Raw genomic sequence first — 15,433 nt, 5'->3', positions numbered from 1 at the left:
GGCTACCGATGCCGGGCACCTCGTCCGGGATCCAGGCCGGTCCCCTCCCTTGCGCCCCCTCGGCGGGCGGTATGTGATCACCGGGTGACCGACCCCGCGGAGTGGCTGCTCAGCCCCGAGGAACGGGGCAACACGGCCACCGACCTGCCAGCGTGGACCGAGGGCAACCTCGCGGTGCCACTGGTGCACGGCACCGCCTACTTCGACGCGCTGGTGTCGGCCGTGGAGGTCCTCGACGAGGACGACCACCTCTTCTTCACCGACTGGCGCGGCGATCCCGACGAGGAGCTGCGGCCGGGCGGGCCGACGGTGGCCGAGCTGTTCACCGCGGCGGTGGGCCGCGGGGTGACGGTGCGCGGGCTGGTGTGGCGCTCGCACGTGGACTGGTTGTCGTTCAGCGCCCGGGAGAACCGAGCGCTGGACCGCGAGGTGGAGGACGGCGGCGGCCTGGTGGTGCTCGACCAGCGGGTGCGGCGCGGGGGCAGCCACCACCAGAAGCTCGTCGTGTGCCGGCACGACCAGGACGCGACGAAGGACGTCGCCTTCGTCGGCGGCATCGACCTGTGCCACAGCCGCCGCGACGACGCCGAGCACCGCGGCGACCCCCAGGCGGTGCCCATGGCCCCGGCCTACGGGCCGACGCCGCCGTGGCACGACGTGCAGCTGATGATCCGTGGGCCCGCCGTCGCGGCGCTGGACACGGTGTTCCGCGAGCGGTGGGACGACCCGACGGACCCCGACCAGGGCAACCCGATCGCGCACGTCATCGACCGGCTTTCGCGCAGCCGCATGTACGCCGACCGGCTGGCTCCCCAGCTGCCGCCGCCACCGCCGGCCGGGCCGCACCTGGTGCAGAACCTGCGGACCTATCCGGCGGTCCGCCCGCCGTACCGGTTCGCGCCGGACGGCGAGCGCTCCGTGGCGCGCGGCTACTCGAAGGCGATCAAGCGGGCGCGGCGGCTGATCTACCTCGAGGACCAGTACATGTGGTCGGGCGAGGTGGCCCAGCTCTTCGCCGACGCGCTCCGCGAGCACCCCGACCTGCACCTGGTCGTCGTCGTGCCGCGCGTGCCCGACCAGGAGGGTGCGCTGGCGTCGCGGCCGCAGTTCGTCGGCCGGTGGCAGGCGCTGCAGATGGTCCGCCGGGCCGGCCGGGACCGGGTGCACGTGTACGACGTCGAGAACCACGACGGCACCCCGGTGTACGTGCACGCCAAGGTGTGCGTCGTCGACGACGTGTGGGCCAGCGTCGGCAGCGACAACTTCAACCGCCGGTCCTGGACCCACGACAGCGAGCTGTCCAGCGCCGTCCTCGACACCACGCTCGACCCCCGCGAGCCGCGCGACCCGGCCGGCACCGGCGACGGCGCCCGGACCTTCGCCCGCGACCTGCGGCTGGTGCTCGCCCGCGAGCACACCGACCGGGCCGGGGGCGGCAGCGAGGACGAGGACCTGCTCGACCCCGAGGCGTTCGTCGCCACCCTCGACGCGCAGGCCACGGAGCTCGACGCCTGGCACGAGGACGGCCGCCGCGGGCCGCGCCCGCGCGGCCGGCTGCGCCACCACCAGCCGGAGCGGCTTTCCGTGCTCACCCGGCTGTGGGCGACGCCGGTCTACCGGCTGGTCGACGACCCCGACGGCCGCCCGCTCCGCCTCCGCCGCCGCGGCGAGTTCTGACCGGCCGTCCGGCCGGTCACCGGAGCATCCGGACCGATCTCGTGCCGGACCCGGCCCAGCCACCGGTGTCCGTGAGCTGAGTAGTGCTCTGCACGCCACCGTGTGCAGAGCACGAGCCAGCGCGAAGCCCTACCACGCTCCTTCCTCGTGCTCTGCACACGGCTGTGTGCAGAACACGACTGTCCCCAGGAAGGCTGAGAGCCCCCCGACGCCCGCGTGGACGGTGACCCTGCGGACATGTCCGCGATCGACCTCCCGGGCCTGCTGCGCCGAATCCGGCGTACGGCTGATCTGTCGCAGCGGGACCTGGCAGGGGCTACAGGGGTTCCGTGCGGCACGATCTCCGCCGTCGAGGCGGGGACGCGAGGGCTTGACGTCCGCGTCCTCGCCCGGTTGGCCGCAGCGGCAGGACTGCGGCTGGCGCTCCTGGACGGCGAGGGCCGGGAGGTCGCGCCCATGGACGACGCGGCCGTGCGGGACGAGGCCGGACGGCACTTCCCGGCGCACCTGGACACCCGGCACGGCGACGACGGCTGGTGGCACGGCCCGCACCGGTACGACCGCGAGCCGGTCACCTACACCTTCACCCGCGACCGGCGGCACCGCGACGCCCGGCGCCTGGCCCGCGGCGGCATCCCGGACGACCACCAGCGCCCGCAGCCCGGTGACGGCCTTGCCGACCGGGCGGCCGCCCGGCGCGACGCGGCCCGGCGCGCCCGGGAGGACGAGCGGCGCCGGCGCCTCGATGCGGGCGAGATCCCCCCGCCCGACCTGCGCTTCCCCTGCGAGTGCCCACCGGCGTGCGACGACCTCGACGACCGGTCGGGCCCGCCGAGGCACGCCGAGGCCTGCGCGTGTGGCTGCGACCTCGGCTGACCCGCTGCTACCGTGACCCCGTGCGCGGCGACCTCCTGCTTACCCGCCGCGGCGAGGCCCTCTCCTAGGTCGGCCCCCTCGCCGCGGGGACCCGCCGCGACGTGAACGCGTCCCTCGGCGCCTGCTGACCGCCCACCAGGAGCGACAGTCCAGCCCCGCGCCAGAGGAGTCAGACCACCGTGAGCAGCCCGCAGCACCCGCACGCCCGCAACCCGCAGCGCCCCTCGGGGATGCCGATCTCCCGCTACGCCCCGTTCCAGCAGGTCGACCTGCCCGACCGCACGTGGCCCGACACGGTCACCAACGCCGCGCCGCGCTGGTGCGCCGTCGACCTGCGCGACGGCAACCAGGCCCTCATCGACCCGATGTCACCGGACCGCAAGCGGCGCATGTTCGACCTGCTCGTCCGCATGGGCTACAAGGAGATCGAGGTCGGCTTCCCGGCCGCCAGCCAGACCGACTTCGACTTCGTCCGCCAGCTCGTCGAGGAGGACCTGGTCCCCGACGACGTCACGATCCAGGTCCTCACCCAGGCCCGTGACGAGCTGATCGAGCGCACCTTCGAGTCCCTGCGCGGCTCCCGCCAGGCGATCGTGCACCTGTACAACTCGACCTCCACACTGCAGCGCCGCGTGGTGTTCGGCTCCGACCGCGCCGGCATCGTCGACATCGCCGTCCACGGCGCCCGGTTGGTCCGCAAGCTGGCCGAGCAGCTGCGCGGGACCGAGGTCCGCTTCGAGTACAGCCCCGAGTCCTTCACCGGCACCGAGCTCGACTTCGCCGTCGAGATCTGCGACGCGGTGACCGACGTCTGGGAGCCCACGCCCGACCGGCCGACGATCCTCAACCTGCCGGCCACCGTCGAGATGGCCGAGCCCACCGTCTACGCCGACCAGGTCGAGTGGATGCACCGCAACCTGGGCCGCCGCGACGCCGTCGTGCTCAGCCTGCACCCGCACAACGACCGCGGCACCGCCGTCGCCGCCGCCGAGCTCGGCTACCGCGCCGGCGCCGACCGCATCGAGGGCTGCCTGTTCGGCAACGGCGAGCGCACCGGCAACGTCGACCTGGTCACCCTCGGCCTGAACCTGTTCAGCCAGGGCATCGACCCGCAGATCGACTTCTCCGACATCGACGAGATCCGCCGCACCGTCGAGTACTGCAACCAGCTCGGCGTGCACGAGCGGCACCCCTACGGCGGCGACCTGGTCTACACCGCCTTCTCCGGCTCCCACCAGGACGCCATCAACAAGGGCTTCACCGCCCTGGCGGCCGACGCCCGGGCAGCCGGGCGGAGCGTCGACGAGATGCCGTGGGCGGTCCCCTACCTGCCGATCGACCCCAAGGACGTCGGCCGCAGCTACGAGGCGGTCATCCGGGTCAACAGCCAGTCCGGCAAGGGCGGCGTCGCCTACATCATGAAGACGGAGAACCACCTGGACCTGCCGCGCCGGCTGCAGATCGAGTTCAGCGCGGTGATCCAGCGGCACACCGACGACGAGGGCGGCGAGGTCACCGCGCAGCAGATGTGGGCGGCCTTCAGCAGCGAGTACCTGCCCGACCCCGACTCCCCCTGGGGACGCCTGGCGCTCACCGGCCACCGGCACACCACGCACGGCGACCACCTCGACGAGATGGTCGTCGAGCTGACCGACGACGGCGTGCCGGTCACCGTGCAGGGCCGCGGGAACGGCCCGATCGCGGCCTTCGTCGACGCGCTGGCCTCCCTCGACGTCGACGTCCGCGTCCTGGACTACGCCGAGCACGCGCTCAGCGCCGGCGGCGACGCCCGCGCCGCCGCCTACGTCGAGTGTGCCGTCGGCGACAGGGTGCTGTGGGGCGTGGGCATCGACCCCAACATCGTCAGCGCCTCGCTGCGCGCGGTGGTGTCCGCGGTCAACCGCGCCCAGCGGGGCTGACCGGGAGCGACGCCCGGGCCCGGCTCAGCGGGGTCCCGCCGAGTCGGGCCGGGGCGGGGCGTCGCCGGGTTCGTCACCGTGGTGCCGCAGGTCCTCGTGTCCCCCGCCGCCGTACTCGTCGACCAGCAACAGGTCCCGGCGGACGTGCCGGCGGCGGTAGGCCACCCGGCTGATCAGGTGCGCACTCACCGGCGCGGTCAGCAGCTGGAAGGCCGCCACGAGCAGCAGCATCCAGGCGTTGGCCCAGCCCTCGAGCCGGATGGCGGCACCCACCATCACCAGCAGCACGCCGAGCACCTGCGGCTTGGTCCCGGCGTGCATCCGCGACAGCACGTCGGGGAAGCGCACCAGCCCCAGCCCGGCGGTGAGGCAGAGGGCGGCACCGGCCAGCAGGCAGACCGCGGCGATGACGTCGGCCACCGCGGTCACGACCCGTCCTCCCGCTGCTCGGCGGCCACGGGCAGGCCGAGGTCGCGTCCGTCCCCCGTGGCCGAGCGCAGCAGCATCCCGCCGACGTAGCGGGCCACCGACACCGAGCCAACGAAGGCCAGCAGGGCGACGACGACCAGCACCGGGACCAGCGTCGGGTCCCGCTGCAGCGCGGCGTGGACGGCGAGACCGGCCGAGATGATCACCAGCAGGGTGTCGGTCGCCACCACCCGGTCCAGCAGGGAGGGACCGCGCGCCAGCCGGACCAGGGCCAGCAGCGCTCCCCCGCCGATCAGCAGGTAGAGCGCGACGTCCAGGGCGGTCACGGCGCCTCCACCCGCGTGACCCGTTCGAGAGCCGCGAGGTCCTCGGCCGAGCCGAACGCGCGGACCAGCCGCTGCTCCACGACGAGGACGTGGGACCTCTTGCGCTCGACGTCGGCCAGGTCCCGCGCGGGCAGCACGTGGAGCGTCATCACACGCCCCTCCCGGTCCAGGTCGAGGACCAGCGAGCCGGGGACGAGCGAGGTGGCCTCGGCGACCATGGTCAGGAGCAGGTCGGAGTCGACGCGCAGCTGCACCTGCACGATGGCGGTGTTCCGCAGCCCGCCGGGCCGCAGCGCCTCCCAGGCCACCTCGGCACCGGAGACGACCAGGTCGGCCAGGAAGTGGCCGAGGAACACCAGCAGGGGCAGCGGCCGCACCCGGGTGCCGCCGACCACGTGCGGCAGCGGCAGCAGGACGAGCAGGACGAACGCGACCACCAGGCCGGAGAGCAGGTTGGCCCAGGACCAGGTGCCCCAGAGCAGCATCCACACCACCACGAGCCACAGCATCAGGGGGACCTGGTGGCGCAGGCGGGTCGCGGCGGGCTCGACGGTCACGGCACCTCCTCTGTCCCGAACACCGAGGTGGTGTAGGGCGTGCGGTCGAGCAGATCGGCCGCCGCCCGGCTGGTCAGGCCGTAGAGGGGCCCGGCCAGCCCGGTCAGGGCCACCGTGAGCGCGACCAGGGCCGCCGTGGCACCCACCATCGTGCGCGGCAGCGGGCGCAGCGCCCGGACCGCGCCGGCCGGCGGCGGGAGGTCGGGCTCGGCCGCCGTGGCCACGGCCGTGTGCCGCCGCCAGGCCTCCTGCAGTGCCGTCCGCGGCTCGTCCGCGGTGGACCCCGCGCCGTCGTCCCCGTCCGGCCGGCGCCGCGCGGTGGCGTCGGCGGCCGCGGCCGCGGCGGTGTCCTCGGCGGGCGCCTGGCCGGGGGGACGCCAGAACGCGCGGGTCCAGACGCGGGCGACCGCCAGGAGCGTCAGGAGGCTGGTCACCACCCCGCCGCCGACCAGCGCGAACGCCAGCGCGCTGCCCTCGGCGACGCCGGCCTGCAGCAGGCCCAGCTTGCCGATGAAGCCCGACAGCGGCGGGATGCCGGCGAGGTTCATCGCGGGCACGAAGAACAGCACCGCCAGCAGCGGGGAGCGCCGGGCCAGGCCGCCGAGCCGGTTCACCGACGTCGTGCCGCCCTGGCGCTCGACCAGCCCCGCGACCAGGAACAGCGTGGTCTGGATGGCGATGTGGTGGGCGACGTAGAAGACCGCGCCGGCCAGCCCGGCCGCCGTCCCCAGGGCGATGCCGAACACCATGTAGCCGATGTGGCTGACCAGGGTGAACGACAGCATGCGGCGCAGGTCGCTCTGCGCCACCGCGCCGAGGATCCCGACCACCATCGTGGCCAGCGCCGCCCACATCAGCAGGTCGTCGAGGGCGCCGTCGGGGAACAGCAGCGTCTGGGTGCGGATGATCGCGTAGACGCCGACCTTGGTGAGGAGGCCGGCGAAGACCGCGGTGACCGGGGCGGGCGCCGTCGGGTAGCTGTCGGGCAGCCACGCCGACAGCGGGAAGACCGCGGCCTTGATGCCGAAGGCGATCAGCAGCATCGACTGCAGCAGCACCTGGACGCCCGCGGGCAGCTCGTCCAGCCGCACCGCCAGCTGCGCCATGTTCACCGTGCCGGTCGCGGCGTAGACCAGCCCGATCGCGGCCAGGAACACCAGCGAGCTGGTCAGGCTGACCACGATGTAGGTGATGCCGCCGCGGATGCGCGCCGCGGTGCCCCCGAGGGTGAGCAGCACGTAGGAGGCCATCAGCAGGATCTCGAAGCCGACGTAGAGGTTGAACAGGTCGCCGGCGAGGAAGGCGTTGCCCACGCCCGCGACCAGGACCAGGAACGTCGGGTGGAAGATCGACAGCGGCGTCTCCTCCTGCCCGTCGGCCGCGCCCTGGCCGATGGCGAAGACGAGGACGCCGAGGGCCACGGTCGAGGCCACCACCAGCATCAACGCCGAGAGCCGGTCGACGACGAGGACGATGCCCAGCGGCACCGGCCAGCCGCCGACGGAGACCGCGGTCGCGCCCTCGGCGTCGGCGACGAGCAGCAGCGCCACCGAGACGCCCAGCACCGCGGTGAGCACGGCGGTGCTCAGCAGCCGCTGGAACACCGGGTGCCCGCTGGCCAGCAGGGCGCCGGCGGCCCCCAGCAGCGGGAGCAGCACCGGCAACGGAGCGAGCGCCTCGATCACCGGCGGGCGCTCCCCGCGGGCAGGTCGACGTCGTCGGCCAGTTCCTCGGCGTTGCGGGGCAGGCTGTCGGCGTGCCCGGCGATGCGGTCGTCGGGGGCCAGCTCGTCAGGGTCGAGCTCGTCGGCGTCGGTGGCGCGCCGGGCGGCGACGCGGCGGTCCTCCTCGTCGGTGCCCACGACCTCCTCGCGCACCAGGCGCCAGGACCGGTGGATGATCGCCAGCACGAACGCGGAGACGCCGAAGGTGATGACGATCGCCGTGAGGATCAGCACCTGTGGCAGCGGGTCGTTGATCTCGTCGGGGTCGGAGTAGCCGAGGATCGGCGCCAGTCCCGCCGGCCCGCCGGTGGACAGCAGCAGCAGGTTGGTCGCGTTGCCCAGCAGCACGAAGCCCAGCAGCACGCGGGTGAGGCTGCGGTCGAGCAGCAGGTACACCCCCGCCGCGTAGAGCCCGCCGACCATCAGCGGCAGCACGATCGTGGGGGTCATCGCAGCACCATCTCCCCGGGGCCGAGTTCGACGGGGTCCTCCTGGTCCTCCTGGCGGTCGAGCTCCGCGCCGAGGCTGCGGAGCACGTCGAGGACCAGCCCGACGACGATCAGGTAGACGCCGATGTCGAAGAACAGCGAGGTCACGAGCTTGACGTCGCCGAGCACCGGCAGCGTGGCCTCGAGGATCGCCGTCTGCAGCGCGCCGGCCCCCAGTGCCAGGCCGACGGCGCCCGTGCCGCCGGCGAAGAGCAGCCCGCTGCCCAGCAGCAGGCCCGGCGCGACCGGCGCGGCCTCACCGAGCTCGTAGCGCCCGCCGGCCAGGTAGCGCAGCACCAGCGCCAGGCCCGCGACCAGCCCGCCGGCGAAGCCGCCGCCGGGCTCGTTGTGCCCGGAGAACAGCAGGTACAGCGAGAAGACCATGATCGTGTGGAACAGCAGCCGGGTCACGACCTCGAGGACGACCGAGCGGCGGGCCGGGTCGAGCGTCGCGGTGGCGGCCAGCCAGCGGTCCCGGGGCGCCCGGCGGGCCCGCTCGCGGCGCTGCGAGAGCTCGGTGCGCGGAGCCCGGTCCACCCCGCCGGTCCGGCGGCGGAGGAAGACCAGGCTGGCCACGCCGGTCGCGGCGACGACCAGCAGCGAGATCTCGCCCAGCGTGTCCCAGGCCCGGATGTCGACCAGGGTCACGTTGACGACGTTCTTGCCGCCGCCGAACTCGTAGGCCGGACCCGGGTAGTCCTCCGACACCGGCGTCGCCGTGCGGGCCGACAGGGCGACGGCCCCGACCGCGGCCATGAACGCCCCGACGGCCACCGCGACCACCCCGCGCACAGCCCGCTCGCGGGGCCGGTGCCGCTCGCTGATGTCCTTGGGCAGCTTGCGCAGCACCAGGACGAAGACGACGAGCGTCAGGGTCTCGACGAGGAACTGGGTCAGCGCCAGGTCGGGGGCGCCCTGCAGCGCGAAGACGACGGCGATGCCGTAGCCGGTCACCCCGACGACGAGCACGGCCGACAGCCGCTGGCGGATGCGCAGGGCGAGCGCCCCGGCGGTGACCACGACGACGCCGACCACCGCCTGCACCGGGCTGTCCCAGGCCCGCCACTCCCCCGGCCAGGGGGCGCGGGTCAGGAGCAGCACCCCGGGCAGCGCGAGGACCGTGACCAGGATGGTGCCGAGGTAGGCCGGCAGCGATCCGCGCTGCGTGGTGCCGGTGACCAGCACGGAGAGCCGGTCCACGGCCTGGATGACGTTCCAGTAGCCCTCGTCCGCCGAGGCGCCGACGGCCATCCGCCGCTGCAGCCGCTGCGCCGGCGCGCGCAGCGCGAACAGCAGCGCACCCCCGGCGACGGTGAGCGCCGACAGGGCGAGCGCCGGCTGCCAGCCGTGCCACAGCGCCAGGTGCTCCACCTCCGGGGCCAGCAGCGGCAACGTGTCGGCGTACCGGGCGACGAGGCCGTCGAGCAGCGGGCTGGCGGGGCCGAGGACCAGACCGGTGAGCGCCAGGACCACGGGGGCGGCCAGGAACAGCGGCTCCGGGGGGTGGTCGACCCCGGTGGCCTCGACACCGGGCTTGCGCGCGAACGCGCCCCAGACGAAGCGGGCGGTGTAGGCGGCGGTCAGCACCGACCCGGCCACCAGGCCGGTGAGGACGGTGACCGCCGCGGTGCGGTCGGGCAGCCCGCCCTCCAGCAGGGCGGTGAACGCGGCCTCCTTGCCGACGAAGCCCAGCAGCGGCGGCAGTCCGGCCATGGACGCGGCGGCCGCGGTGCCGGTGACGGCGAGCACCGGCAGGCGCCGGCCCAGGCCCGACAGCCGGCGCAGGTCGCGGGTCCCGGCGGCGTGGTCGACGACGCCGACGGTGAGGAACAGCGTGGACTTGAACAGCGCGTGGGCCAGCGTCATGACCAGCCCCGCGGCGGCCAGCTCGCGGCTGCCCGCGCCGACCAGGGTCACCAGGAAGCCCAGCTGGCTGACGGTGCCGAAGGCCAGCAGCAGCTTGAGGTCGTTCTGGCGCAGCGCGCGGTAGCCGCCGACCAGCATCGTGGCCACACCGAGGCCCATCACCAGCGGCCGCCACCCGGGGACGTCGGCCAGTGCGGGCGCCAGGCGCGCGACCAGGTACACCCCGGCCTTCACCATCGCCGCGGCGTGCAGGTACGCGCTGACCGGGGTGGGTGCCTCCATCGCGGCGGGCAGCCAGAAGTGGAAGGGCACCAGCGCGGACTTGGTGACCGCTCCCACCAGCACGAGGACCGTGCCCCACACCACCGGCGGCCCGCTGCCGGGGTCGGCGACGACCTCCGAGAGCAGGAACGAGCCGCTGGCCTGGCCGACGAGGATCAGCCCGACCAGCATCGCCAGCCCGCCGGCGGTGGTGAGCACCAGGGCCTGGGACGCCGCCCGCCGCGCCGCCAGCCGCCGTCCCGACCCGCCGATCAGCAGGAACGAGAAGACGGTCGTGAGCTCCCAGAAGACGTAGAGGAGCAGCAGGTCGTCGGCGAGGACGAGACCGAGCATGGAGCCCGTGAACGCGGTGAGGCAGCCGGCGAAGCGGCCGGTGCCCTCGTCGCCCGGCGCGAAGTAGCGGGCGCAGTAGACCAGGACCAGCGCGCCGACACCGGTGACCAGCGCGGCGAAGACGAGGGCGAGGGCGTCCAGCCGCAGGGCCACGTCGAGGTCGAGCGCGGGCACCCACGGGAGGGTCTCGCGCGCCTGCCCGCCGGCGAGGACGGCGGGCAGTTGCGCCGTCACCCAGGCGAAGCCGGCGGCGGGCACCAGCGCCAGCGCCAGGAACGCCTGCCGCCCCCACCACCGCACGAGCACGGGCGCCAGCACGCCGGCGAGCAGGTGGAGGAGCAGGAGGGCGAGCACGTGTCTCCGGGGTTGGCGACGGCACGGGGACACCAGGGACGTCGGTCGCACGACCGCCGGCGGTGCCCCCAGACTACCGACCCGGCGTCACGAGGCCCGACTCGTAGGCGAACGCGACCGCCGTCGCGGCGTGAGCCGGGATCAGGTCACCTGATCGTGCTGCGTCCTGGCTCACCGTGGGAGGTGAGCCAGGACGCGCTGCGGTGAGCCAGGACGGACCGAGGACGACTCAGCCCTCGGCGAGCTCCGCGGCGGCCAGCCAGTCGGTCTCGACCTGCTCCTTCTCGGCCAGCAGCTCCCGCAGCCGGGCGTCGAGCGCCAGGACCCTGGTGTGGTCGGTGGCCGCGGCGGCGAGGTCGGCGTGCAGCCGCTCCTCGTCGGCGGTCAGCTTCTCCAGTCGCCGCTCCAGCCGGGCGGCCTCCTTGCGGGCCGCCCGCACCTCGGCCGCCGACGGACCGGCGGGGACGGGCGTGGCGGCCGGGGCCGCCCCGGTCGCGGCCGAGGACAGCGGGGCCTCCCCCGCCGCCCGGCGCTGCAGGTACTCCTCCACGCCGCCCGGCAGCGCGGCGAGCGAGCCGTCGCCCATGAGCGCGACCACCGAGTCGCACACCCGGTCGACGAAGTACCGGTCGTGGCTGACCACCAGCACCGTGCCGGGGAAGGAGTCGAGCAGGTCCTCGAGCTGGGTGAGCGTGTCGATGTCGAGGTCGTTGGTCGGCTCGTCGAGCAGCAGCACGTTCGGCTCGGCCATGAGCAGCCGCAGCAGCTGCAGCCGCCGCCGCTCACCGCCGGAGAGGTCACCCACCGGCGTCCACTGCCGCGACGCCGGGAAGCCGAACCGCTCGGCCAGCGACGACGCCGAGATCTCCTGCCCGCCGATCCGGGCGATGCGGGCGATCTCCTGCACCGCCTCGAGCACCCGCAGCCGGGCGGGCAGCTCCGTGACGTGCTGCGACAGGTAGGCCGGCGCGACGGTCTGCCCGCGCACCACCGTGCCGCGGTCGGGCTCGGTCTCGCCGACCAGCAGCCGCAGCAGCGAGGTCTTGCCCGCCCCGTTGACGCCGACGACGCCGACCCGGTCACCGGGCCCGACGTGCCAGGTCAGGTCGCGGAACAGCGGCCGCGGGCCGTCGTCGGCGGGCACCGAGTAGTCGACGTCCTCCACGTCGTAGACGGTCCGCCCCAGCCGCCGGGCGGCGAACCCCTTGAGCGCCATCGTCTCCCGCGGCGGCGGCTCGTCGGCGATGAGCGCCTCGGCCGCCTCGATCCGGAACCGCGGCTTGCTGGTGCGCGCCGGCGGCCCCCGCCGCAGCCAGGCCAGCTCCTTGCGCACCAGGTTCAGGCGCCGCTCCTCGGTGGCCGCGGCCACGCGTGCCCGCTCGGCGCGGGCCAGCGTGTAGGCCGCGTAGCCGCCCTCGTAGGCGTGCACCGCGCCGTCGGCGACCTCCCAGGTCTGCGTGCAGACCTCGTCGAGGAACCACCGGTCGTGGGTGACGACCACGAGCGCGCCGACCCGGCTGCGCACGAAGTCGGCCAGCCACGCGACGCCCTCGACGTCGAGGTGGTTGGTCGGCTCGTCGAGCACCAGCAGGTCCAGCGGCCGGATGAGCTGGGCGGCCAGCGCGACGCGGCGCCGCTCGCCGCCGGACATCGGCCCAACCGGGCTGTCGAGCCCCAGCCGGTCGAGCTCCAGGCCCGACAGCACGCTGCGGACGGCCGGGTCGGCGGCCCACTCGTGCTCCGCGGCGAACACCGAGGACGGCAGGACGACGTCGCGCACGGTCGCGCCCGGCGGCAGCGTGCCGGACTGGTCGAGGACGCCGACGGCGAGGTCGCCGCGCTGGGTGACCCGTCCGCTGTCGGGCTCCTCGCGGCCGGTGAGGACGCCGAGCAGCGTGGACTTGCCGCTGCCGTTGCGCCCGACCACGCCGATGCGCTCCCCGGACGCGACGCCGAGGGAGACGTCGTCGAGCAGCACGGTGGTGCCGTGGGCCTTCGACACCCGCTCGAGGTTGAGCAGGTTCAGCGGGGCGCTCACGGGCTGGTCCGGGTCATGAGGAGCCCAGTATCTCCGGGCCCGGCGGCGCGCCCGCGACCGCCCGGGGCGCCGTCGCTAGTGGACCCCAAGGCGCCCGCAAGTGAGGCCCGGAGAGTCAGGACCAGCACGGACCCGGGCTCCCGGGGCGGACGAGCGGAGGACTCCATGAGCATGACGGCAGCGGCACACGGCGCCATGACCCCGGCGCCGGCGATCCCGGCCCCGGCAGCCCCGCGCCTCCGGGCGGTGCCCCCGCTCGCCGCACCCGCCCCCGAGACGACGGCGCTGTGGTGGGCGCGGCTCCTGCGGCGCGGCCCCGGCCCCACCGAGTACTCGCTGGTCGCCGTCAACTCCGACCGCTTCCCCGACGGCACCCCGGTCGACATGACCGCCGTCGACGCCCGCGGCCGCCGCCCCGCCGGCTGGCAGGTCGACGTCCGGCACCGCGCCGCCGACGGCCGGGTGGTCCGCATCGAGGTCGCCGAGGAGCTCGCCGAGCGGTGCCCGCCGATGTGGTTCGCCGAGGTCACCCACGCGAGCAGCGCCGTCCCCGCCGTCTCGCTGCTGGCCTTCCGGGGCACCGCCTTCCGGCGCGGCGCGGTCGTCCGCCCGCACGAGGTCGCCGCCGCCGGCGTGCGGGTCACCGACCGGATCGCCGAGGTCCGCTGGTGGATCCGCTCCGGCCTGGTCGACACCGTCACCGTCGAGCCGGTGTACCGCGGGCGCGGCGTGGCCCGGACCCTGGTCACCGCCGCCGAGGGGCTGCGGTTCCTCCGCGGCTGGGCCCCGCTGCGCTCCGACGGGCGGCTCACCGACGCCGGCGCCGGCTGGCTGGAGACCGCTCCCCCGGCCTGGCGGCCCCGCCTGGCCGAGCGCAGCGAGGTGCTGCCCGACGCCGACGTCGAGGAGGAGCTGACGGGGGTCGCCCGCCTGCTCCGCTGACGCCCCCGCCCCTCCGGAAAGGACGGGACCGTCCGCCGCCCCGGCCTGCAGAACGGTCGTGCCCCGCCTATCGTCGGCCGCGTGCGCCTCCCCGCGGTGACCTGGTCGGAGGTCGAGCACCGGGCGCGCAGCGTGGCCGGCGGCCCGGTCACCCGCTGCGGCGGCACCGACGACCTGACGGTGGCCGGTCTGGTCACCGACTCCCGCCGCGTCGTGCCCGGGTCGCTGTTCGCCTGCGTCCGCGGCGCGGCCAGCGACGGGCACCGCTGGGCCGCCACGGCCGCGCGTGCGGGTGCCGCGGCGCTGCTGGCCGACCGGCCGGTCGACGTCGCGCTGCCGGTGCTGTGCGTCCCGTCGGTACGGGCCCAGCTCGGGCCGCTCGGGGCCCTGCTGGCCGGGGACCCCGCCCGCGCGCTGCGGCTGACCGGGGTGACCGGCAGCAACGGCAAGACGACGACCAGCACGCTCCTGCGGGGCGTCCTCGAGGCCGGCGGCACCCGGACCGGCGTCGTCGGCACGCTCGGTGCGCAGGTGGGCGGGCGCTCCCGCGGCACCGACCTGACCACGCCCGAGGCCCCGGAGCTGCACCAGCTGCTGCGCTGGATGGTCGACGCCGGCGCCCGGCAGGCGGTCGTGGAGGCCTCCTCGATCGCCCTGGACATGGGCCGCATCGACGGCCTGCACTTCGACGTCTCGGTGTTCACCGGCTTCGAGGAGGACCACCTCGACCACCACGGCACCATCGAGCACTACTGGGCGAGCAAGGCCCGGCTGTTCGAGCGGGACCGGTCGGCGGCCGGCGTGGTCGTCGTCGACGACCCGTGGGGGCGCCGGCTGGCCGACCAGGCGCCGGTGCCGGTGACCCGCGTGGGGTCGGCCGAGGACGCCGACGTCCGGGTGCTCGGCTGGCGCACCGGCTCGGCAGGCACCGAGGTGCTGCTCGGCGACGACACCGGCGGGCACCGCGTGAGCAGCCCGCTGGTCGGCCGGGTGCACGTCACCAACCTGGCCGCGGCGTGGGCGACCGGCCGGCTGCTGGGCGTCCCCGCCGACGCGATCGCCGCGGGCCTGGCGACGGTCGCGCCGCCACGCGGGCGCAACACCGTGCTCGGCGGGTCGGGCCGGCCGGTCGTCGTCGTCGACTACGCGCACACCCCCCGCGCGCTGGCCGCGGCGATCGCCACCGCCCGCGACCTGTGCGGCCCGGGCGGTCGGCTGCACCTGGTGCTCGGCGCCCGCGGCCGGCGCGACCGGTACAAGCGGCAGGGTCTCGGCGAGTCCGCCCGCGCCGCCGACGTCGTGTGGCTGACCAACGAGGGCAGCCACGGCGAGAACCCGTCGGCGATCATCGGCGAGCTGCGGATCGGCCTGCTCGGCGCCGCCGCGGCCGTCCGCACGGTCCCCGACCGGCGCGCGGCCATCTCCTCCGCGGTCCGCGCCGCCGGCCCGGCCGACGTCGTCCTGCTGGTGGGCCGCGGCCACGAGACGCGGTTGCTCGACACGACCGACCCGCGCGACGCCGTCCACCTCGACGACGCCGAGGTGGCCAACACCGCGCTCATCGTCGAGCACGGGCCGCCGGCGACCGCCGACGCCGCCGAACGCGCCTCCTGAGCGGGCGCA

The 15,433-nt window shown here is 75.3% G+C and carries 12 protein-coding genes; 5 read left to right on the top strand and 7 right to left on the bottom strand.

The features are described 5' to 3' along the window. Window positions 1-84 precede the first annotated feature (84 nt). The 3 genes from BM165_RS07420 to leuA all read left to right on the top strand — a co-directional run bounded on the left by BM165_RS07420 (window position 85) and on the right by leuA (window position 4,472). On the top strand, window positions 85-1,677 hold the full coding sequence (locus tag BM165_RS07420; protein WP_075012869.1) for a phospholipase D family protein: 1,593 nt from the start codon (window positions 85-87) through the stop codon (window positions 1,675-1,677). A gap of 237 nt (window positions 1,678-1,914) precedes the next feature. Beyond that, window positions 1,915-2,553, top strand: a complete 639-nt coding sequence (locus BM165_RS07415) for a helix-turn-helix domain-containing protein (protein ID WP_143108074.1) — start codon at window positions 1,915-1,917, stop codon at window positions 2,551-2,553. A gap of 179 nt (window positions 2,554-2,732) precedes the next feature. After that, entirely contained in the window at window positions 2,733-4,472 is a 1,740-nt protein-coding gene (leuA, locus tag BM165_RS07410; RefSeq protein ID WP_083427151.1) for a 2-isopropylmalate synthase, read from the top strand. A 24-nt stretch (window positions 4,473-4,496) separates the two neighbouring features. Here the strand turns inward: leuA and mnhG are convergent, their stop codons facing one another. The 7 genes from mnhG to BM165_RS07375 all read right to left on the bottom strand — a co-directional run bounded on the left by mnhG (window position 4,497) and on the right by BM165_RS07375 (window position 12,868). Further along, window positions 4,497-4,901, bottom strand: coding sequence for a monovalent cation/H(+) antiporter subunit G (mnhG, locus tag BM165_RS07405; protein WP_075012867.1), 405 nt, complete (start codon window positions 4,899-4,901; stop codon window positions 4,497-4,499). Next, complete coding sequence (locus BM165_RS07400; RefSeq protein ID WP_075012866.1) at window positions 4,898-5,227, bottom strand: MrpF/PhaF family protein; 330 nt, start codon at window positions 5,225-5,227, stop codon at window positions 4,898-4,900. Before BM165_RS07400 ends, mnhG begins: the two co-directional genes overlap by 4 nt. Further along, the gene (locus BM165_RS07395) at window positions 5,224-5,784 is read right to left on the bottom strand and encodes a Na+/H+ antiporter subunit E (protein WP_075012865.1); all 561 of its coding nucleotides are present in this window, start codon (window positions 5,782-5,784) and stop codon (window positions 5,224-5,226) included. Before BM165_RS07395 ends, BM165_RS07400 begins: the two co-directional genes overlap by 4 nt. Continuing rightward, complete coding sequence (locus BM165_RS07390; protein WP_075012864.1) at window positions 5,781-7,469, bottom strand: Na+/H+ antiporter subunit D; 1,689 nt, start codon at window positions 7,467-7,469, stop codon at window positions 5,781-5,783. Before BM165_RS07390 ends, BM165_RS07395 begins: the two co-directional genes overlap by 4 nt. Further along, window positions 7,466-7,957: a Na(+)/H(+) antiporter subunit C gene (locus BM165_RS07385; RefSeq protein ID WP_075012863.1), complete on the bottom strand. Its 492-nt coding sequence runs from the start codon at window positions 7,955-7,957 to the stop codon at window positions 7,466-7,468. The genes BM165_RS07390 and BM165_RS07385 overlap by 4 nt, the downstream gene beginning before the upstream one ends. Beyond that, the gene (locus tag BM165_RS07380; RefSeq protein ID WP_075012862.1) at window positions 7,954-10,830 is read right to left on the bottom strand and encodes a Na+/H+ antiporter subunit A; all 2,877 of its coding nucleotides are present in this window, start codon (window positions 10,828-10,830) and stop codon (window positions 7,954-7,956) included. The genes BM165_RS07385 and BM165_RS07380 overlap by 4 nt, the downstream gene beginning before the upstream one ends. Before the next feature lie 229 nt (window positions 10,831-11,059). After that, entirely contained in the window at window positions 11,060-12,868 is a 1,809-nt protein-coding gene (locus BM165_RS07375) for an ABC-F family ATP-binding cassette domain-containing protein (protein WP_075012861.1), read from the bottom strand. Between the two features lie 171 nt (window positions 12,869-13,039). On the opposite strand from BM165_RS07375, the gene BM165_RS07370 reads away from it, so the two are divergent. Further along, a complete protein-coding gene (locus BM165_RS07370; RefSeq protein WP_177225140.1) occupies window positions 13,040-13,810 on the top strand; it encodes a hypothetical protein in 771 nt (256 codons plus the stop codon). 81 nt (window positions 13,811-13,891) lie between these two features. Next, window positions 13,892-15,424: a Mur ligase family protein gene (locus BM165_RS07365; RefSeq protein WP_075012859.1), complete on the top strand. Its 1,533-nt coding sequence runs from the start codon at window positions 13,892-13,894 to the stop codon at window positions 15,422-15,424. The last annotated feature ends 9 nt before the right edge of the window (window positions 15,425-15,433 follow it).

This window comes from Geodermatophilus obscurus (genome assembly GCF_900115395.1).
Taxonomy (GTDB): Bacteria; Actinomycetota; Actinomycetes; order Mycobacteriales; family Geodermatophilaceae; genus Geodermatophilus; species Geodermatophilus obscurus_B.
This window is presented reverse-complemented; position numbering and strand designations above follow the sequence as displayed.